Source organism: Cytobacillus oceanisediminis, from assembly GCF_022811925.1.
Classification (GTDB): Bacteria; Bacillota; Bacilli; order Bacillales; family Cytobacillaceae; genus Cytobacillus; species Cytobacillus oceanisediminis_D.
This window is the reverse complement of record NZ_CP065511.1, coordinates 2,780,094-2,799,464: the sequence shown is the minus strand read 5'-3', so window position 1 is coordinate 2,799,464 and position 19,371 is coordinate 2,780,094. Positions and strand designations below refer to the sequence as shown.

Annotated in this window: 21 protein-coding genes and 1 riboswitch; of the genes, 13 read left to right on the top strand and 8 right to left on the bottom strand. The window is 40.0% G+C overall.

All coding sequences use genetic code 11. The features are described from left to right. Positions 1-52 precede the first annotated feature (52 nt). The 4 genes from IRB79_RS14200 to IRB79_RS14185 are packed head-to-tail and all read left to right on the top strand — an operon-like array spanning position 53 to position 3,557. Positions 53-1,405, top strand: a complete 1,353-nt coding sequence (locus tag IRB79_RS14200; RefSeq protein ID WP_243503121.1) for a right-handed parallel beta-helix repeat-containing protein — start codon at positions 53-55, stop codon at positions 1,403-1,405. After that, a complete protein-coding gene (locus IRB79_RS14195) occupies positions 1,395-1,868 on the top strand; it encodes a nitrous oxide reductase accessory protein NosL (protein ID WP_243503120.1) in 474 nt (157 codons plus the stop codon). The genes IRB79_RS14200 and IRB79_RS14195 overlap by 11 nt, the downstream gene beginning before the upstream one ends. A gap of 35 nt (positions 1,869-1,903) precedes the next feature. Continuing rightward, positions 1,904-2,857 (top strand): ABC transporter permease, encoded by a 954-nt coding sequence (locus IRB79_RS14190; protein WP_243503119.1) that lies wholly within the window; start codon positions 1,904-1,906, stop codon positions 2,855-2,857. Between the two features lies 1 nt (position 2,858). Beyond that, complete coding sequence (locus tag IRB79_RS14185) at positions 2,859-3,557, top strand: ABC transporter ATP-binding protein (RefSeq protein WP_243503118.1); 699 nt, start codon at positions 2,859-2,861, stop codon at positions 3,555-3,557. A gap of 45 nt (positions 3,558-3,602) precedes the next feature. On the opposite strand, the gene IRB79_RS14180 is transcribed toward IRB79_RS14185, so the two are convergent. Continuing rightward, complete coding sequence (locus tag IRB79_RS14180; protein WP_243503117.1) at positions 3,603-4,853, bottom strand: TolB family protein; 1,251 nt, start codon at positions 4,851-4,853, stop codon at positions 3,603-3,605. A 231-nt stretch (positions 4,854-5,084) separates the two neighbouring features. Here IRB79_RS14180 and IRB79_RS14175 point away from each other — a divergent pair, with 231 nt between their 5' ends. The 4 genes from IRB79_RS14175 (at position 5,085) to IRB79_RS14160 (ending at position 8,229) form a co-directional block, all read left to right on the top strand. Further along, the gene (locus IRB79_RS14175) at positions 5,085-6,314 is read left to right on the top strand and encodes a CNNM domain-containing protein (protein ID WP_243503116.1); all 1,230 of its coding nucleotides are present in this window, start codon (positions 5,085-5,087) and stop codon (positions 6,312-6,314) included. A gap of 191 nt (positions 6,315-6,505) precedes the next feature. Beyond that, positions 6,506-6,652, top strand: a complete 147-nt coding sequence (locus IRB79_RS14170; RefSeq protein WP_243503115.1) for a hypothetical protein — start codon at positions 6,506-6,508, stop codon at positions 6,650-6,652. 218 nt (positions 6,653-6,870) lie between these two features. Next, the gene (locus IRB79_RS14165) at positions 6,871-7,506 is read left to right on the top strand and encodes an FMN-dependent NADH-azoreductase (RefSeq protein WP_243503114.1); all 636 of its coding nucleotides are present in this window, start codon (positions 6,871-6,873) and stop codon (positions 7,504-7,506) included. A 123-nt stretch (positions 7,507-7,629) separates the two neighbouring features. After that, a complete protein-coding gene (locus tag IRB79_RS14160) occupies positions 7,630-8,229 on the top strand; it encodes a YdcF family protein (protein ID WP_243503113.1) in 600 nt (199 codons plus the stop codon). A 231-nt stretch (positions 8,230-8,460) separates the two neighbouring features. Here the strand turns inward: IRB79_RS14160 and IRB79_RS14155 are convergent, their stop codons facing one another. Beyond that, entirely contained in the window at positions 8,461-8,889 is a 429-nt protein-coding gene (locus IRB79_RS14155) for a cell wall hydrolase (RefSeq protein WP_243503112.1), read from the bottom strand. Between the two features lie 166 nt (positions 8,890-9,055). Continuing rightward, complete coding sequence (locus IRB79_RS14150) at positions 9,056-10,198, bottom strand: CAP domain-containing protein (protein WP_279401021.1); 1,143 nt, start codon at positions 10,196-10,198, stop codon at positions 9,056-9,058. Positions 10,199-10,433: 235 nt separating this feature from the next. Here IRB79_RS14150 and speD point away from each other — a divergent pair, with 235 nt between their 5' ends. Then, positions 10,434-11,258: an adenosylmethionine decarboxylase gene (speD, locus tag IRB79_RS14145; protein WP_243509416.1), complete on the top strand. Its 825-nt coding sequence runs from the start codon at positions 10,434-10,436 to the stop codon at positions 11,256-11,258. 155 nt (positions 11,259-11,413) lie between these two features. Here the strand turns inward: speD and IRB79_RS14140 are convergent, their stop codons facing one another. Further along, entirely contained in the window at positions 11,414-12,349 is a 936-nt protein-coding gene (locus IRB79_RS14140) for a MerR family transcriptional regulator (protein ID WP_243503110.1), read from the bottom strand. A gap of 300 nt (positions 12,350-12,649) precedes the next feature. On the opposite strand from IRB79_RS14140, the gene IRB79_RS14135 reads away from it, so the two are divergent. Continuing rightward, positions 12,650-13,402, top strand: a complete 753-nt coding sequence (locus IRB79_RS14135) for a C39 family peptidase (protein ID WP_243503109.1) — start codon at positions 12,650-12,652, stop codon at positions 13,400-13,402. A 43-nt stretch (positions 13,403-13,445) separates the two neighbouring features. On the opposite strand, the gene IRB79_RS14130 is transcribed toward IRB79_RS14135, so the two are convergent. Beyond that, positions 13,446-14,507: an AbrB family transcriptional regulator gene (locus IRB79_RS14130; RefSeq protein WP_243503108.1), complete on the bottom strand. Its 1,062-nt coding sequence runs from the start codon at positions 14,505-14,507 to the stop codon at positions 13,446-13,448. Positions 14,508-14,648: 141 nt separating this feature from the next. On the opposite strand from IRB79_RS14130, the gene IRB79_RS14125 reads away from it, so the two are divergent. Then, entirely contained in the window at positions 14,649-14,939 is a 291-nt protein-coding gene (locus IRB79_RS14125; protein ID WP_243503107.1) for a hypothetical protein, read from the top strand. 42 nt (positions 14,940-14,981) lie between these two features. On the opposite strand, the gene IRB79_RS14120 is transcribed toward IRB79_RS14125, so the two are convergent. Next, positions 14,982-16,061, bottom strand: a complete 1,080-nt coding sequence (locus IRB79_RS14120; RefSeq protein ID WP_243503106.1) for a hypothetical protein — start codon at positions 16,059-16,061, stop codon at positions 14,982-14,984. Beyond that, positions 16,054-16,620 (bottom strand): sigma-70 family RNA polymerase sigma factor, encoded by a 567-nt coding sequence (locus tag IRB79_RS14115; protein WP_243503105.1) that lies wholly within the window; start codon positions 16,618-16,620, stop codon positions 16,054-16,056. Before IRB79_RS14115 ends, IRB79_RS14120 begins: the two co-directional genes overlap by 8 nt. Before the next feature lie 408 nt (positions 16,621-17,028). Between IRB79_RS14115 and IRB79_RS14110 the strand changes: the two genes are divergently transcribed. Then, complete coding sequence (locus IRB79_RS14110) at positions 17,029-17,778, top strand: Cof-type HAD-IIB family hydrolase (protein ID WP_243503104.1); 750 nt, start codon at positions 17,029-17,031, stop codon at positions 17,776-17,778. A gap of 34 nt (positions 17,779-17,812) precedes the next feature. On the opposite strand, the gene IRB79_RS14105 is transcribed toward IRB79_RS14110, so the two are convergent. After that, positions 17,813-18,274, bottom strand: a complete 462-nt coding sequence (locus IRB79_RS14105) for an OsmC family protein (protein WP_243503103.1) — start codon at positions 18,272-18,274, stop codon at positions 17,813-17,815. A 115-nt stretch (positions 18,275-18,389) separates the two neighbouring features. Continuing rightward, a riboswitch (TPP riboswitch) is annotated at positions 18,390-18,500 on the top strand. 105 nt (positions 18,501-18,605) lie between these two features. Between IRB79_RS14105 and IRB79_RS14100 the strand changes: the two genes are divergently transcribed. Then, the gene (locus IRB79_RS14100; protein WP_243503102.1) at positions 18,606-19,367 is read left to right on the top strand and encodes a 3-oxoacyl-ACP reductase; all 762 of its coding nucleotides are present in this window, start codon (positions 18,606-18,608) and stop codon (positions 19,365-19,367) included. Positions 19,368-19,371: the final 4 nt, after the last annotated feature.

Sequence of the window (19,371 nt, the reverse complement as noted above, 5' to 3'; positions counted from 1 at the left end):
TTTAGAATTGACAGGCTGCCAGAATGCAAATTTCCGGGCAGGTGAGTGCTGAGTGTATAAAAAAATCGGATGGTTCCTATTATTTTTCAGTTTGATCCTGGCCGGAAAAGCTTCTGCTCAGGAACTGACCGCAGCCTCATCAAAAGAGCTGAGAGAGGCCTTGTCAGACCCCAAGGTATCAATCATAAAATTACAATCCGGAATATATGAAGGGAACTTCCTTATAGAGAGAAAGGTTCACATTATTGGAGATAAAGGAACAAGAATAATGGGAACAGAAAAAGGCCATGTACTGTCGATTGCAGCAGATGATGTTATTGTGGAAAATCTGGAAGTGGAGGGAAGCGGATCACAGAATGCTGGAATATATGTGAAAGGAGACCGCGCCTATCTTCATCATATAGCCCTAAGAAATGTATTTCACGGCATCTATGCAAGGAATTCCTATGGGCACAGGTTTGAAAATAACCTCATTACCAGTTTCCATGGCATGAATCGGCACAAAGGCTTTGGCATTTATTTAGTTGAAGCGCCCAATACTGCAGTAAAGGATAATTACTTCTATCACACACAGGATGGAGTTTATGTGTCCTATTCAGATTTTTGCGAAGTCACAGGGAACTTCATGTTTAAAGCACGGTATGGCGTGCATACGATGGATTCGCGCAATGTATTAATAGCAGACAATCAGGTAACCGAAAGCATTAACGGCCTTATGATCATGCAAAGCTATGAAGTTTTTATACTTGAAAACTACTTCTTTAGTAATACAGAGATTGACGGAGCAGGTATTTTTATTTATGACACATTCGATTCCAAAATATCTTCCAACATTGTAAAAGGCAATTTCAGGGGGATTATTCTTGAAAATGCACAAAGGAACAGACTTGAATTTAACAATGTTCTGCAAAATGATACCGGCCTGGAAATTGGGAAGAATTCAAATGATAACACCATTAATTTAAATAACTTTTCAGGGAATACAAGACAAGTCATCTCCGAAAAAGAAAACAGGAATCTATTCAGTAAAGATAATTTTGGAAACTATTTTGATGATCATCATTTATTAAATTTGGATAATGACCATAAAGTGGACTTTGCCTATAAAAGCGGGGATGTTTTTTATCAGATGGCAGATGAAGAGCCTTTATTGCAGGTCTTTTATCAAAGTCCAGCCGTAGAGCTATGGAATATGATTGAACAATACACTCCGATTCCATCAGACGCATTTATCATAGATGAATCACCCCTTGCTGAACCTGCACCTGTGAAACAGAAAAAATTCATTTCAGAAAAAATTCATATCAATCGGATCCGCGAATTTCCTTTAATCCTATTCTTTTTCCTAATCACTTTGGCAAGTTTGCTTATATTGAATTTTGGGAGGAAGCACAATGAAATATAGAACGATTCTCCTAATGACTGTTCTGGTGATATTGTTAAGTGCCTGCTCGTCATCAGCGTCGGAACCGGCAGAAATTAAACAGAATCAGGATAGCTGCGATAACTGCAATATGGGTATTGCAGAGCTGGAATCAGCAGCACAGCTCATTTTGGAAAGCGGGGAGCCTGTTTTGTTCGATGACATTGGCTGCTTGACACAATATATACAGACTGAGAATCCTGAATATGATGCTGCCTTTGTACATGATTACCTCAGCAGGGAATGGATATCATTTGAAGCAAGCTCTTTTATACAGAACGGCAATATAGAAAGTCCCATGAGCTATGGAATTGCAGCATTTGAATCATTGGAAAAAGCCGAGGAATATCAGAAAAAAAACGGAGGTATAGTGTATTCGAAAGAAGAGCTTCTAAAAGCAGATATTAAAAGCTTTAAAAGAGATGGAATGAAACACAGCCATTAAAGTTTAAATATCCTTCAGTATGAGGAGGAAACCATATGAATCCCGAACTATTGTATTCTATGACTAAATATGAGCTTCGGCTGCTGTTAAGAAGCAGGTGGCTTTTAAATTTTATGATTCTTTTTTTCTTTCTGGCAGGACTTCTTTACTTGTATGGTCTTCAATCTGTCAAATCAGAACCCGCTGAAGTTTCCTACGGACTGGAAGGTGTGAATGACAATATCGAAACCATGGGTGTTAACCCGGAATATTACGGCCTCAAAGAAATAAAGCCGGAAGAGAGGCATACAGCTGGTTTCAGCCAGTCTGCCTACAATCGTTCGATTGCCATGCTGATGAACCTTTCTCTATGGATGCTGCCGATCATTTGTATGATCCTTGGCGGCAGTTCCATTATTGCCGATAAAGAAAATGGAAGGTTATCCTTATACAGAACCTATCATTCTTCTTCAGCATATTACCTGATCAGCAAATTCCTGTCTTTGGTTCTCTCATTATTCTTTGTAATTGGCCTATCATATGGTCTCTTCGGCTTCTTTTTCTCTTTGTCGGGCAGTTCCTTTGCAGCACATATTTATCAAGTATTTCTACTGGTTAATATGCTTTTAATCCTTGTATTCTCAGCAGCATCTTTACTGATTGGAGCTATTTCCAAATCAAGGATGCAGGGACTGTCAGCAGCAATCATTTTTTGGATTATTATGGTGTTTGTATATGAATTCATCATTTTTTCAGTCACCGGGTGGATTCCTTATTCATTGAAGCAAATCAGTCTATTCTCTTTAATCCTTCTAAATCCTGTGGAATCCGTTCGCGTCTGGTCGATATCAAAACTGAATTCCGAATATTTGTTTGGTCCGGAATACTTAATGATCGAGAAGTGGGGAACAAATGGATCTCTCACACTTGCCCTGACATTATCCATTATCCTCATTATTCTTATAACTATCATATCATCAGCCCGGCTTTTAACGAAGAGAGGTGTGTAAGATGATTTTGGAATTGAAGGATTTATCCAAAGCATATAAAAAAAAGACAGCATTGTCACCGTTGAATCTCCACATTAATAAGGGGGATTGTATTGTCTTATGCGGAGGGAACGGAGCTGGTAAAAGTACGATGATTAAAATGCTTACAGGCGTTGAAAGTTCCACCACAGGAAGTGTGGTATTCCATTCTAAGCAGCAAAAGCCATTTGCTTACATGCCTGACCAAATGATTTTCCCATCAGAACTTACACCTTACGAAATCCTTGATTATTACAGGCGATTTCTAAATAAAAACAAGGAATCGATCAAATGGGTATTAGAAAAAACAGGCTTGTGGAACGAGCGGAACCAAAAAGCTGGAGGATTCTCAAAAGGGATGTCCCAGCGGCTTAATCTTGCTCAGTGTCTGCTTGCGGACACGGACATCTATATCCTCGATGAACCGACTGACGGATTGGACCCCTATTGGGTAATTCAGCTAAAGAAAATAATAAAGGAACTGAAAGAGGAGAATAAAACGATCATTGTCAGCAGTCATATTATGAGAGACGCCATTGAGATCGCAGACAAACTAATTATTTTATTTAATGGGAAATTAAAATTTTATGGAACACTTAATCAGGTGTATAAGGAATACAGATGCACCTCATTGGAGGATGTATTCCTTTCAATTCACAAAAATGAACAGCTATCGGGATAAGGCAAAAGGCGATTCCAATTAGGAACCGCTTTTTGGGTCAGCTTTTTATTTTACATAAAAAGAATATTGTTCAACATCCTTTACCCACATCTTCGCATTTTTACCATTGAGATCGGCAATCCATATATCCCCTTTTTGCTGGGCAAGCTTTTTTCTGACCCATGTTAAAGTATCCATACTTTTAATGTAAAGAGGGTTATAATCCCCAATTCCTTTATTAGGATGGGTGATTCTGGTTTGCTGAGTTTTGTTAAGCTGAATTAAGAATAGTGTCGGTTCAGGCCGCCGCTGCGGATCATTTGACCATTCACTCTCATCCACACGAGATGCAGCCAGCCTCACATCATCCACCCAGGTAAAGCCCATTTCTGCAAACTTTGCAGGTGTAAGGTTCATGGTTTTAAAAGCAGGCAATTCAGTCACCTTCAATTTTTTGTTTTTAAAGCCCATAACAATCCTGCCCCCGCCAGCAATATAGCCCAATAAATTTCTGGCTGGCGCCCATTTAGGGACGTCCAAATGAAGGATCATCTCATCAAGAACTTCAAAATTTTTTCCATCTGCAGAAATGAAGCAGACCATATCACTGTCCATGGACCATGATGCAGTTGGATTAACGATGAATGAGATCCATTTTCCATCAGGTGAGAATTCAAATGTCGTTGCATTAATGGACATAATGGAAGCTTTGCCGTTGCTTATTTCCTTAGGAATAGTGAAAAGAGGTTCAACATGCCCGGTCAAATTTAGCTTTTCAAGATCATTTGGCAGCTGAACCTTATATAGGATGGGACTGGTCCAGCCGTCAGGCTTTAAAACGGCGCTTGAAGACACAATAAAGCCTTTTCCATCAGGATACCAATTAAAATCATCTACTCCTAAAGCAACATTATGGAATCCATTCAAATCTGAAATGTTTAAAACACTGTTGCTGGTAAAAGCAATCTTATTATCGGACGGTGCCCATTTGGCATTCCCGCCACCTTGAAAGATCTTTTTATGCTTCTTCGTCTTTACATTGTAGATCCATATCTCTGTGCTGTGTTCCATATTAGGCGAATGTGGTTCCTTCGCCTCCTTTTCATATAAAAGCCATTGGCCATCATAGGACCACTTTGGCGTAGTATTGAATTTAGCAGGTTCAGTTGTAATCTGTTCTTCGACATTTCCTGTTTTTAACCACAAATAGCCATTGCGTATAAAAGCTGCCTGCAAATTATTTTCTCCCGTATCTCCCCATGCCTCTGACGGGATAATAATTAGGAAGCACCAAAGAAGCAAAAAAAGCTTGCGCATATCATATCCTTCTTCCTTCAAATAATTTGCTCAAGTTTATTATGGGCAAATAGATTTATTTTATTGGTAAAGGTTCTGCTATTCGAAAATGCTTATTATTTTCGATAAGCTTTCATTTACTTTATAATGAATGGATAATTATTCAAATTTGCACGGCACAGTTTTTGCGTGTGCAAATTGGGTAAAAACAATTACGAATGAATGTATATATAAAAATGGAGGAAACCAACTTTGTTTATTGCTATTTTGTTTTTTATGTTTATGTCCTTTTTCCTATCGGGAAGTGAAACGGCCTTGACTGCTGTTAACAAAATGAAATTAAAATCCAGAGCTGATAACAATGATAAAAAATCGCAAAGAATATTAGATGTTGTTTCGAAACCTGATGAGATGATCACTTCTATATTAATCGGTAATAATATTGCAAATATCATGCTGCCGACACTGGTTACCATCATTGCGCTTGATTATGGCTTTAACGTGGGTGTGGCAACAGGCATTCTAACTGTAGCACTTATCTTATTTGCAGAAGTTCTGCCAAAATCAGTTGCGGCAAGCTTTGCCGACAAAATTGCCTATCTTGTGTTTCCGGTAATTCGAGTTCTCATGATTATCTTGAAGCCTGTGACATTTTTAATATCCAAGTTCACGAGAGTCATCATTAAATTCCTTTCTAAAAATGAAGCAGATTCTGTATCTGTTTCCAAAGAAGAGCTCATTACCATGGTTGATATCGCTACAAGCGAAGGGACCTTCCATGAAGAAGAAACACAACGAATTAAAGGGATCATTGATTTTTATAATTTAGATGTCAGTGACGCACTGAAAACCCCGCGAATGGACATTGAAGGCATTCCTTATGAAGCGACGATAGAAGAGGCAAAGGAAATTGTAATGAATAACCGTTTTACTAGGTATCCGGTATATAAAGACAATATGGACAATATTGTCGGAGTTTTTCATTCAAAAGTATTGCTGGCCTGGTCCAGTCAGCCTGAAAAAACCTTAAAAGATTTTACTGACCTGGAGCCTTTGTTTGTATATGAATTTCATAGCATTGACAAGGTATTCAAAATGATGATGAAAGAAAGGAAGCACCTCGCAATTGTTCTTGATGAATATGGCGGAACAAAAGGGATCATCACACATGAAGATATTCTTGAAGCCATGCTCGGTCAGGAAATTGAGGATGAAACGGATGAAGGCAGCGAGATCCTTATTGATGAATTGACTGAAAACCATATTATTGTACACGCAAAACTTTCAATCCGCAGAATTAATGAAGCTTTTAAAACAAAAATCCCTGAAGATGAGGATATTCTTGCCGGATTCTTATTGAAAGAACTAGGCCATTTTCCTGTAGAAGGGGAAACATTGGATTATCATCACCTGCATTTTGAAATAAAATCAATTGAAGACAACAGGCTTAAACTGGTAGAAATTAAGAAAAAGACCCCTTGATGAAATTTGAGCATTATTTCCTATTGGAAATAATGCTTTTTTTATTTTTTAATAAATCAGAATAAAAATGGATGCTCCCCGGGGACAATAGGAGCAGGGAAATAAATATATAATTTTTATATTTTTCTGACAAAATAGGTCCTTTTCAGTGTATAATAAAATAAAAATAAAGTATTCGGGGTGACCTTCGCATGGAAAATAAACCGTTCCATTATGACGGAAGCGTGCAAATGAACTATGAAAAAGATGACAAAGACTCAAGCATTCCTTTTGAACTGACGGACGAAATGAGAAAAAATATCGGAAGCAATCCATACTCAACTGAAGAACAAGAATAATTGAGGACCCGTATTGGGTCTTTATTTAATTTCAGTGGATTAATTTGCAAATAATAAGGGTAATTAAAGTAGGCATGAGCAGATGACTTGAATTTCTCTTTTATTTTGAATATGATTATCTCGGATTAAGAATAAAAATGTTCATACTGCAGATGAATACATACTTTATTTCTGATTCAAACTAAACTGTCAACTCAAAATGGAAAGGTGATTGAATTATGGCTCAAGTTTTGTATATTACAGCACACCCTCATGACGATAAGGTGTCATATAGCATGGCAGCAGGAAAGGCTTTTATTGATTCATACAAAGAAGCTAATCCAAATGATGAAGTAGTTCACATTGATTTATACAAGGAAAATATCCCGCAAATTGATGTGGATGTATTCAGCGGATGGGGTAAACTTCAGTCCGGAAAAGGTTTTGAGGAACTATCAGAAGATGAAAAGGCGAAAGTAGGCCGCTTATCCGAATTAAGCGAACAATTCGTTGCAGCCGATAAATATGTATTCGTTACACCGCTTTGGAACTTCTCGTTCCCTCCAGTAATGAAAGCGTATCTTGATTCTGTAGCAGTAGCCGGCAAAACTTTTAAGTATACGGCAGAAGGTCCAATTGGATTATTGACTGATAAAAAAGCGATTCACATCCAGGCTCGCGGAGGCATCTATTCCGAAGGACCTGCAGCAGAGATGGAAATGGGTCACCGCTATTTGACAGTATTAATGCAATTCTTCGGTGTTCCTTCATTCGAGGGTCTTTTTGTGGAAGGGCACAATGCAATGCCTGATAAAGCTGAAGAAATCAAAGCAGATGCTATTGCACGTGCAAAAGACAAAGCGAAAACATTCTAATCTAAAGCAGCGGATTTCCGCTGCTTTTTCATATGAATTAGGCATATATAAGTAGAGCTCTTGTCCTTGATGAATAGTATAATATAGGCAATTAAAAAGCTGGGAACGAAAGGAGGGAGATTTGTGAAAATCTCGGAATTCAGCCCCAGTCATTTAAATGAGGATGCTGTATCCAAGCTGCTTTACTTTGGGATTGAAGATGATCTGGATAAAGGGGATTTAATTTTTGTGCCAGGAAGCAGCAAGGCAGCAGAATATCGACTTCCTCAAGCCATTAGTCTTTATCAAGAAGGCAGGGCTAATAAATTACTTTTCTCCGGCGGTGTAAAGTGGCCTGGCTATGAATTGACTGAAGCAGAAATGTTAATGAAAAAAGCAATAGGGTACGGAATTCCTCCAAAAGACCTTTTCATTGAGAATATCTCTCTTCATACGAAAGAAAATGTGCTTGCCTCTATGCTGGTTATGGATCGTATGTGCGGTCTGGAGAACATCTCAAATATCATCATTGTGACGGCTCCTTTTCACATGAGAAGGCTGCACCTGACATTATTGACGTATATGCCGAAGTGGATTCACTATTCTCTTGTATGTTCTGATGACGGTGCAACCGGGAAGGAACAATGGATGCAGAATCCTTATGGGAGAAAAAGAGTGTTTGATGAAGCTGGGAAAATAATTGACTACGTAAAAAAAGGCATTCTGATCGATCTGGAAATATAATCTTCAGGAAAAATCCCCGCCAAAACGAGTGGCAGGGATTCTTTTAAAGATAATTATAAAATTTTGAACGTCGATAACTGTCTAGCGCAAGCAGCCTCCCCCCTCGAGGAGGCCCCCAGGACAAGGAAAGCTACGCCAGCGATACATCGCACGACCGAAAGCGGCAGCTTTTGAGAGGACGTGGCGTTCTTAGTCTGCGATCCTTTAGTGGGCAAGGCGCTTCCGCTTTTCTTAAAATGTATTGTAAATGTTCTCGCATTCTTCCGCTGTAGGCTCATAAAAGCAATGAAGCTTGAATCTTCCTACTAAAGGCTGATTATACCATGTAGCTGGACAATCCCCAGGGGGCCTGAAATACCATAGAGCAAATTTGGCTGGCCAAATCCGTTCCCCTCTTACAGCCCTCCGTGCGAGTCTTCTTTCCACTTCTCTTGGCCTCTGATAAAAATAGCCTTTCTGGACTGCTTCAAAAGCATGCGGCTGATAAATCATTTCCGGAATGGTACGAATCCCGATGAAATCCGAACAATTGCCCCTGACTCTGTTAATTCCCACATTTCCTACCATTAACATGCCCTGCTGTCCTTCTCCTTCTGCTTCTGCACGAAGGAGGCGGGCAAGCAAATCTATATCTTGATCACGTGCCTTCACAACTGCCATCTGTCTCACCCTCATCTCCCTAATTTTAAATAGGCTGATATATGGTATGCACAAAAGGGGGAAATGTTAAATACGGGATTTTTCCGCTAGGCTGAATGAACAGTATAATTTAAAGGGGATTTTTATAAACAGCCGCGAAAAAAAGCTCCTGCAGAAGCGGGAGCTTTTATTTGGCATAAAAGTTTTCCGTATAATAAGGCTGTGACTTTGAATTAAAAGCAACACCAACACCTAAAAATTCATAATCGGCACGCAGAATATTTTTGCGGTGGCCAAGTGAGTTCATTAATCCTTCATGAGCAAAGATACTGCTGAATTGACCGGAAGCAAGGTTTTCCCCGGCGACCATAAATGAAACTTCATCCGCCTGCATTCTGTCAAAAGGGGATAGGCCCTGGAGGTTGGTATGATCAAAATAATTGTTTTCCGCCATGTCGCTGCTGTGCTTTCGCGCCGTTTCCTTAACCGTATCATCCCACTCCATAACAGGAACTCCGTGATTTATTCTCTCGGCATTTGTGATATCGAAAAGCTGATATTCAAACCCTTCCTTTAGAGAGCTGCTGGCATTAGCATAAAAGGAATCTTTTTGCTCTTCAAGTGATTTACTGATTATTTGTATTGAAGTTACCGTATTGTCACGATGCTTATCATAGAATATGGTTACATAATTCCCATCCAATTCGTATAAATCATAATCCCGATTCTCTTCGAGCTGATAGATTACAAAGCCCTTTCTCATTTTGTCCAGCGGATCTCCAAGCTGCTGCAAAACTGAAGACTTTGGCGTTCCATAGGCAATCTCTTTTGATGAAGAAATCAAATCCTGATTTGTATAGATGCCTGCAGCTTTCTCTTGCTTGTCATAAGCGACCATTACAAAATTTTGATATTGATCATGATAAGCATGCCAGTCTGTTCCAAATTCATTTGCGGAGGAACGTTTCGAGGAGCCGAGCTTGCTCTCTATTTCCGACTTCTCATCGCCTATTTCTATATTATGAATAGAAAAGGTTTGCTCCTCAGGAGCTTCTAAAACAGGCTTTTCGGCTTTATCCTCTGTAGTTTGATATTCGTCACCGGTATATTGCCCGATTGTCTGAAGGAATTCATCTGCCCAGTTTTGTGCCTCTTCCATCACACCACTTAAAATAGCCAGAACTTCCTCATTGTCTTTAAAAAGCTGAAATTCAGATTTTATATTATCAATTACAGTTCCTGAATTAGATTCATCTGCCAATTTCCCTTCTGGCTGTGAAAAGGCGAAACCGATAAATAACAGGATAAAAATAAATAAAAACTTCCTCAATAAATCTCCTCCCATATACCTTTCAACCCATATCAAAGGTATGCCCATTCATTATAAGTTTTAAAAATGCGGTAATGCAAAACATTGATGCCTTCCTTATTTTTCTACCCTGTTTGGCAGATTCTCTAACGCTTTTGGCTGCGCGATTAGATATTTTCCGTTTTTAAAAGGATAGTTTGGGTAACATAATTATAAAAATGAACAGATGCATAGCTGCTGCAAAGGGGGAAGCATGTTGAAATTAACACCGGAACAAAGAATTGAACTCCATGGTTTTAATAATTTGACGAAATCACTCAGCTTTAATATGTATGATGTCTGTTATACAAAGACGAGGGAAGAGCGTGAAGCCTATATAGATTATATTGATGAGCAATACAGTGCGGAGCGGCTTACAAAGATTTTAAAGAATGTTTCCGACATCATTGGTGCCCATGTCTTAAATGTGGCACAGCAGGATTATGTGCCACAAGGTGCAAGTGTGACCGTCCTGGTATCTGAAGGACCGGTAGTAGAAGTCCCGGATGAATCTTATGATGAATCTCCTGGCCCGCTGCCTGATAATGTAGTCATGCAGCTGGATAAAAGCCATATTACCGTCCATACCTATCCTGAATATCATCCGGACGAAGGAATCAGCACATTCAGGGCCGATATTGATGTATCTACATGCGGAGAAATCTCCCCGCTAAAGGCCCTTAATTACCTCATCCATTCATTTGATACGGACATCATGACAATCGACTACAGAGTAAGAGGATTTACACGGGACACGGACGGAAAAAAACTCTATATCGACCATGACATCAGTTCAATCCAAAATTATATTCCTGAAGAAGTAAAAGAAGATTTTGATATGATCGATGTGAATATTTATCAGGCTCACACCTTTCACACCAAATGTAAAATAAGGGATTTTGATTTAGATAATTATTTATTTGGATACACGAAGGAAAAGCTTGATCCTCAAGAAGCAGAAGAGATCACTGAACGGCTAACAACGGAGATGGACGAAATTTTCTACGGGAAAAATATTAATCCCGGTTCTATAGCAGAGTGAACCTGAAGGCTCCCAGTAAATGAGCCTCCATTAAAACCCAAACCAAATAGTACCAGATAGAGGGGAAATTAAAACCAGGAGAAGAGTATATTCTCCTGGTTCTTTTAATGAATTTATATAAATTAAATGGCACAACCCTTAAATAATCACATAACCTATTTCCAGAACTCCCACCATTTTTTCCCGGATTCCTGTGCAGCAGCCGCGCTTCGGAATGAGACGATCATATCCTGAAAAACTTCTTCCCGCTGCTTTACCTCATGCCAGTATTGTTCCCGTTCTTTATTAATGGTATCGATATAAATTTCTCTGTCTGTGTTTAACGTTTCAATCAGCGAGCTGATTTCGGTGCTGGTCACCTCAGCAGAAGATGAAATGTAATGAATCATGGTTTTGAACTCTTCAGAAGACGCTTCCGAGGATTCTGCCAGCTTGTTTGTCAAATGATGAATTTGATCTGAAGTACGTTTCGTACTTTTCGCCACCCTTTTTGAAAGGGTTCCGAACGCTTCAGAAGTATTCTCAGAAGACTGCTCTATCCTTGCGCCAAGTGATTCAATTTCTGCTTTCGTTTTTTCTCCTGATTTATAAATCGAATCCGACAGGCTTTTAACAGTATGCAATGATCCTTTGCTAATTTCTTTTTTCACTTCGTCTAAAACTTCCTTTCGAACGCCGCTGCGAATTTCATTTCTGACATCTGCAATTAAACTGTCCCTGAAACTATCCATCAATGCCATGAATTGTTCGGCGTCCATGACAGCCTGATGCTCTGTATGTAATGCTGTTTCCTGATTTATTGCCGCCAAGGATGTTTCATTTGCTTCTGAACCGGTTTCAGAAGCAAAGTCCATATGTTTTTGCATTAATTCGCGGATCATATCCTTGCTTAAATTTTTATCGCGCATCTGCTTTACCTTTTCAAGCAATGCAATTTCATGGTCTGTATAAAAACGGGCTCCCTGTTTTGACCGGGGAATCAGCAAAAGTCCATTTAAATCCTTTTCCCATTGCCTTAGTGTTCCAGGAGGCACATTCAGCATTTTAGAAACCTCTTTAATTGTATAAGCTTTCATATATTGCGTATCCATTTTACTCAGCCCTTTCATAAAGAAATAGATTCTGAATCATTCGGATGCCAGTTCCGAAACAACTTCTACCTAACTATTCAGCATGATATCCCGTTTTTTCCTGCCGCTTGACAAAAGCTATCAAAAGAAGACGATATTCATCAGAAAAAAGCAAAAAGGAGCCATTTTGACAAAAAACATAAAGAATTTGCCAGTCAGCAAGCTATTTGTCATATCAGGGCGGCTATGTCACAATGGAATTTGAGTTTAGGAAACTGGAATGTTATAAAAAACAGCGATATTAAGAGGGAGCAGGGTAAATTGGGTAATAGAATTATTGCTTTGTCTGTTGCAGCCGGGGTTGGTTTGTCGCTGACTTTTGGAAGCATAAAGATGGGCAGCAATGAACCGTCAAAACAAAATGAAATTCACTATAGCGCAGTTCCGCATGCGGAGGCAAAACATGTACCGATTGTGAAGCAGGAAATTCAGAAGAAATCCGTTCTCCTGGATGTGCCATTATACAATCAAATGGATAATCCCCGCCTGTATAATGGATGTGAGATTGCTAGTTTAGCAATGATTATAAGTTATGAAGGCATTCAAGTATCTAAAAATAAATTAGCACAGGAAATTAACCGGGTGCCGCTTAGATATAGCGGAGGTGAATACGGGAATCCCAATGAAGGCTTTGTCGGCAACATGGAGGATGGACCAGGGTTAGGCGTTTATCAGGGGCCGATTTTCGAACTGGCGAAAAAGTATTTTCCTGAACGTGCTGAGAATCTGACTGGCAAGCCATTTGATGTGCTGCTTGAAAAAATTGCAGAAGGATCGCCGGTCTGGATTATTACAACTGCAAGCCTATCGCCCGCAGCATCCTTTGAAACCTGGAGTACACCGGGCGGGCCAGTCGATGTGACATTCCAGATGCATAGTGTTGCAATTACCGGATATGACGAGGAATATATCTATATTAACGACCCGTATGGCACAAAAAATAAAAAGGTGCCCAAACAGCAGTTTATAGAAGCCTGGGAGCTGATGGGTTCACAGGCCATTGTCATTAACTAGAATAATAGCAAAAAAGGGGGCTGCCGCTTGCAGTCCCTTCTTTTTAGCTTGAGGATGCCAATTTCTTAAACTTTACAAAGATCCATTTTAAAAATGGAGGTACTACAAAGAAGATAAAAAACAGCCGAAAAAGCTGATAGCCTGTTACTATGGCTAAATCTGCGCCGGTTTCATGGGCGATTATGGCCATTTGGTCCATGCCTCCGGGTGCAAGGCTCAAAAAGCTGGTGGCAGGGGAAAGGTGAAAAAAGTGCATAATCATAAAACTAAGCAGCACCGAACCCGTAATGAGAAGCAGGCCGCTTAATGCAGCCAGTGAAATGGTTTTGAATTTATTGGCCAGCTTTTCAGGCTTCATCATCATGCCGATGTGAGCCCCGATTAATAGCTGTGATAAATCCAAAACAGGTGGCGGGAGTTCGGGTCCTTTTACACCGGAAATGACAAGGGCCGCTGTTCCCATAATCGGACCGAGAAGGTACGGGGTAGGGAGCCTCAGGCGTTTGCTTAGGATAATGCCGGCAAAAGAAACGAAGGCAAAGAGTAAAATTTCAGGAAATAAATCACCCCATAAAGGTTCTGCCGCTTCAAAACCAGGGCCACTTGGGACATTAAGCCAAGGTCCGAATACTAGTATAGGAACGATGAAGATAATCATGGTCAGCCGTGCGACCTGCATAAAGGTAACAACCGTGATATCTATTCCTTTGACTTCCTCTGCCAGAAGAATCATTTGTGACAGACCTCCGGGAATACTGCCGATCAAAACTGTCGGATAGTCGATGCCCATTAATTTCGCAATGAGAAGTGCAGATATGGCGCTAAAGAGAACCATGCAAACGGTAACGAGCAAAATAAAAGGGAGCTTCTGAAGGATAAGCAGAACCGCTTCCTGTGTAAAAGAAAGGCCGATGCTGTATCCGACGATGATAATCCCGGCATCGCGAAATCCGGCAGGCCAATAAAACGGAATCCTGCTGAGCCGGCTTCCAATCATAACGGCAGTCAATGCACCAAGCAAAAAGGCGACCGGAATATGCAGCAAAGAAAATAATACTGCACCTAATACAGCAGTAAAAAAGGTGATCAATAAATTCTTATTCACAAAAAAACCTTCTTTTTATTTAGTATACCTAAAGATATTTATACCATATAAAAACAATGAATGAATTAAAAGTTTTATAAAATCATATGTTTTCATACAATTTATTAAAGAGAAGATCATTTTATAGAAGGGGGACTAACCATGCCGGAAAAATTAAGCCATTTTGTTTTCATATTATCGTTTATATGTCTCGGTTTATTTTTGCTGCTGGGTTTTTCGCCTCTGTATGATATTTATCTGAATAAAATCGGCCATCGTCCATTTTCGCTCCTCCTGCTCCTGACAGTCCTTGTCTTCCTTGTGAGTGTTTTTGTCTTAAAGAAAGTCCAAAACTGGCAGGCGGGCTTTCATGTATTATTTTCCATTATCCTCACCCTGTTTCTTTCATCCTTATTAGCGATCATCGTGTTCTTTGGGGGCCTATTTAGGTAAAAGTAAAGAGCCTGCACCATAAGCGGTACAAGCCCAGCCATTTTATTGCGTTGGCATCCAGTTTACTTTCCATATTCCTTCGCTGTTTTTACTTAGGCCGAAGCCAAACCCATCCTCTTCAGATATGGAAATATAAGCTGAAGAGTCATCGATAATGACTTCTTCTAAACGGGCGTTCTTCACTCGATGCAATAATGTCTGTTCTTCTGGGATAGATGGAGACTCGCTTATAGCATTAAGGTAATGATTCAGAGTAGGAAACGGTTTTTCGATATCCGGATCATGGTTAAACAATGCATATTGAGTATAATAATCCTCAATTTCCTCTGCAAACAAGTACAGCTGGAATACTTCTGCCGGGCTTAAACCTCTTAAGATCTCATCCGTCCCTCTTAAAGAAAATTCTTTATACACATGGTTTAAAGGCTCCCGAAGGACCAGTTCCATATTATTATTCAGGGCCAGCTGAAATGGAACAGCTTCCACTGGAGGATCTTTTGGCGTTGCCACCTCTAAGACTTCAGCCTGATGTACAGAGCCTTCCGCAGCGCGATATCCACCTATAATTAAAGAAATACTCTCTTTTTTAATTGGTTCGGTTATACCAAACACCTTTTTCAGCATCTCCTGATCCGTCTCATTAAAAGTTATTTTTATGTTCTTGCCATCCATGAGCGGCAGTAATTTTAAGGAATCATGATCAGGGAGAAAGTATACAATTTCCTCCTGAAAATCCAGAGTGCCTGTGACCTCTGCCTTCCCAGTAAAAGCTGCAGAAAGGTGCCCATATGAGTCCTTCTCGAAACTATTCAATTTCCAGTTGTTTAGCATAGCGCCATCTGCAAGGCCGGGATAAAAATCTTTATCTGAAATGGCGGTCTCCTGTCCATTTTGCTTGTTAAAGACATCTGTCTGAATTCCGGCAATCCCGCCAATCAATAGTATAAACCCAACAGCAGCAGCTGCAGAAAGAAGCTTTGGTACATAGTCTTTTTTCCTGCCTTTAATAGCAGAAGTGCCGATCCGGTTTCTGACTCTCTGTTTTTCCTCTTCTGTGAAAACAGAATCTTTCGTCCATGCAGCATTCAATACTTTCTTCACATCCTGATTCAGTTCAGCCATGCTGTTCACCTCTTTCTGAAGCAGATAGTATCTTCTTCACTTTTTCCTGTCCTCTGTACAGCCTTGTTTTAACAGTAGAAATAGGGATATGAAGGGTCTCACTTATTTCAGCCAGACTGAGATCCTGGTAATAATGGAGAAGGAAGACTTCCCGGTATTTTACTGTGAGGGATTCTATCGTTTTTAGCAATTCTTGATTTTCATCCCGTTCAAGAAATGATGCTTCAGGATCTTTTTCTCTAGCCTTTTTCAGAAAAAAAACCTTTTCATTCATGACCATATTGCGGTAATGCCAGCTTTTAAGATAGTCTTTACTTTTATTTATAGCAATTGTAAAAATCCACGTTTTAAAGGAAGATCTTTGCTGGAAACTTTCCAGCTTTTCATACACAGTAATAAAGGTATCCTGTGTTAGATCACTGGCAGCATTCCAGTCTTTCACATAGCTGTATATTAATCTCTTCAAAACGGTTCCATACTCATCCATGATCATTTCAAGAACGAGAGCTCGGTCCACTTGATCAGCAATCGACCGTTTTACATACTCATCAGTGCTCACATGACTGCCTCCTTGCTTAAATGCCAGCTGCCGATTCCGGCTGCCTTTTGTTTTGACTGACAGTTAGACGACAGATGCAAGCAAATCGCTTCAACTTTTTGGCATTTATTAAGATTATACAAAAAAAGCGCAAACCATTTAGTCTGCTCATGATTATTTATTCACTTTAATCCTGATTAAATAAATCCACATCAATGCATAGGTTAAGAACAGAAGGAGCAAAAATAATATGGAAGGCATTCATCATCACATCACTTGTTCATATTGAGTAATTCTAGCCTATACATTTAGATTGGGAATAATAATCCCTATATTGAAAAAATGATTCTGCCCAAGTGCTTTGTTTTTGATGGGAGGATTGTTTATTTATATAATGGCTATATTGTGCAAAAAAGAAGGGAGATTATTATGTCACAATCAAATATTGCTCCACAGATCAAATTAATCGCTCTTGATATGGATGGAACCTTGTTGAATTCCAGGGGGGAAATTCCTGATGAAAACCGTAAGGCCATACGAGAGGCAAAGGAAAAAGGGATTGAAGTTATTTTGAGTACTGGAAGATCCAGGCTTACTGCAGGAGACCATGCCGATTCTTTGGAATTGAACTCCTACTTGATCACAGTCAACGGCAGTGAAATATTTGGCCCTGATGGTGAATCTATCTCAAGGACTCCAGTTGATTCAAAAATAATGGAGTGGATGTGGAACCTATCCCAGTCACATAAGACCAACTTCTGGGCAACAAGCTGCGAACGGGTTTGGACGAATGAAATGCCTGAAAATATTCATGACCATGAATGGCTTAAATTTGGATTTGATATATCAGATGATGAAATCAGGGAACTCATTCATAAAGAGCTTCAAACAAAAGGGGGTCTGGAAATTACAAATTCCAGCTTAACTAATATTGAGGTAAATGCTCTGGGCATCAATAAAGCCAGAGGTATCCAGAAGGTTACAGAGCTTCTTGGCATTTCGATGGATAATGTAATGGCAATGGGTGACAGCTTGAATGATATTGCCATGATCGAGGAATCAGGCTGGGGAGTAGCAATGGGAAATGCGCAGGATATTGTGAAAGAAACAGCCAATGCTGTTACGGGAACGAATGATGAAGCTGGTGTTGCAAAGGCAATCCGAAAGTGGGCTCTTTAAAGAATAAAAACCGGCAATCATGCCGGTTTTTGGTTTATTCCGATGATTTTTTGTTATTTAGAATGGTTTCTTCCAGTGCTACTTCCACATTTCCTTTAATCGCCCTGGAAATCATACAGGATGCTTCAGCTTTTTGCGCCAGCTTTCGCGCAAGTGATTGATCCTTTTCTGTCGCGTCAGCCTTTAACAAGATAACAGGGCGATGAATAATTTTCTTATAGGTAATCACTCCTTTGGTTACATCCACAATACCGATTGATTCCATCGAAAGGTCTTCTTTCTCAAGTTTGCTCCGTTCCATCATGGCGGCCAGGGTAATAATATAACAAGTTGCCGCCGCCCCCAGCAGCATTTCATCCGGATTTGTTCCGATTCCGGGTCCTTCCATTTCTGGCGGAATGGAAACCTTTGTTTTCAGCCCGCCTGTTTCAATTTCTCCAACATCATTCCGAAGTCCTGGCCAATGTGCTTTTAAATGGAATTGGTGTTCAGCCATTCTTTGATTCCTCCAAGTTATGTATTTCTATTACACCTTAAAGAGGAACAGGCAGAATTGCAAGACTTTACAGATTTAACGTTTCAAGCTAAGATGAAAACAGCCAACTTAATAGTTTTACTGCTAGGGGTGCCCGATGCGCGGGCTGAGAAAGAAACCGGACTGTTTTTTACCCTTCGGACCTGATCTGGATCATACCAGCGTAGGAAAGTAGTAATTGCGGGGAACGATGTTCTTTCTCTTAGATTATTCAGCCAGGTCCAATTGCGGATCTGGTTTTTATTTTGTTCTCAAAAACAAATGAATTGGCTATCAATAAGGAGGATTTTCTATGAATCTTAACGAGCAGATTGTCATTATTACAGGCAGCAGCAGAGGGCTGGGCAAAGAAACAGCAAAAGCATTCGCGAGAGAAGGGGCGAGAGTTGTCATTAACTATTTCCATAGCGAGGAAAAAGCCCATGCTCTGCAGAAGGAAATTGGCGAAACAGCAATTGCCATTCGTGCTGATATTCGGGACAGGGTTCAAGTGAAATCCATGTTTCAAAAGACGAAGGAACACTTTGGAGCCCCCATTACAACCATAGTCAATAATGCACTCGTGAACTTTCAATTTGACCCTATTTCAAAAAAAGATGCAGAAACAATTAAATGGGACGATTACAAAAACCAGCTGGAAGGTGCAATCCTGGGAGCATTGAACACAGTTCAGGCAGGTCTTGAAGATATGAAAAAACAGGAGTTTGGCAGGATAATCTCGGTCGGCACCAACCTATTCCAGCATCCAGTTGTACCCTATCATGACTATACGACCAGCAAAGCTGCTTTATTAGGCTTCACCAGAAATATGGCGAATGAGCTGGGCCAATATGGAATTACTGCAAATATGGTATCGGGCGGTTTGTTAAAAACGACGGACGCCAGTGCTTCGACATCTAAGGAAGTCTTTGAAATTATCGAAAACTCGACTCCATTAAGAAAAGTCACAGATCCCGCAGAAGTGGCTGATGCGATAGTCTTCTTCGCTTCTCCATGGACAAGGGCAGTTACAGGACAAAATCTGGTTGTGGATGGCGGACTGGTTATGAATTAAAGGA